General features: G+C 68.2%; 1 protein-coding gene. It reads left to right on the plus strand.

What is annotated here, in order from left to right; translation table 11 throughout:
* Positions 1-106: 106 nt before the first annotated feature.
* The coding region (locus EHS43_RS44975) for a sugar phosphate isomerase/epimerase (protein ID WP_148104365.1) at positions 107-1,102 on the plus strand (996 nt) is incomplete at its 3' end.

Here is a 1,102-nt window from a genome sequence, read left to right on the forward strand (position 1 = left end):
CCTTCGCCGACGGGCTTCAGGTGCAGCGGGTGCTCGCGGCGGTGGAGGAGAGCGCCGAGAAGAACTCCGTCTACACCCCGATCGCTGTCTGAGGAGGCCCGGAAGCATGCCGCGTCAGTTCACCCTGTTCACCGGTCAGTGGGCCGACCTTCCCCTGGAGGAGGTCTGCCGGCTGGCTCGTGACTTCGGCTACGACGGTCTCGAACTCGCCTGCTGGGGAGATCACTTCGAGGTCGACAAGGCCCTTGCGGACCCGTCGTACCTCGCCTCCAGGCACCAGCTCCTGGACAAGTACGGGCTCAAGTGCTGGGCGGTCTCCAACCATCTGGTGGGGCAGGCCGTGTGTGATGCGATCATCGACGAGCGGCATCAGGCGATCCTGCCGTCGGTGATCTGGGGCGACGGTGATCCGGAGGGGGTGCGGCGGCGGGCGGCGGAGCGGATGAAGGACACCGCGCGGGCGGCGGCCGCGTTCGGTGTCGACACCGTCATCGGGTTCACGGGTTCGGCGATCTGGCATCTGGTCGCGATGTTCCCGCCCGCGCCGGAGGCGATGATCGAGCGCGGGTACGAGGACTTCGCCGAGCGCTGGAACCCCATTCTGGATGTCTTCGACGAGGTGGGGGTGCGGTTCGCGCACGAGGTGCATCCCAGCGAGATCGCCTACGACTACTGGACGACCCAGCGGGCTCTGGAGGCTGTGGGGCATCGTGCGGCGTTCGGGCTGAACTTCGATCCGTCGCACTTCGTGTGGCAGGACCTGGACCCGGTGGGGTTCCTGTGGGACTTCCGGGACCGGATCTACCACGTGGACTGCAAGGAGGCCCGCAAGCGCCTCGACGGCCGCAACGGCCGCCTCGGTTCTCATCTGCCGTGGGGTGATCCGCGGCGCGGCTGGGACTTCGTCTCGGCCGGGCACGGTGACGTGCCGTGGGAGGACGTCTTTCGGATGCTGGGTTCCATCGACTACCGGGGTCCGGTCTCGGTCGAGTGGGAGGACGCCGGCATGGACCGCCTCCAGGGCGCCCCGGAGGCGCTCAGGAGCCTGAAGAAGTACGACTTCGAGCCGCCGTCGGCCTCCTTCGACGCCGCGTTCGGAGGC

Source organism: Streptomyces sp. RP5T, assembly GCF_003933965.1.
GTDB lineage: Bacteria > Actinomycetota > Actinomycetes > Streptomycetales > Streptomycetaceae > Streptomyces.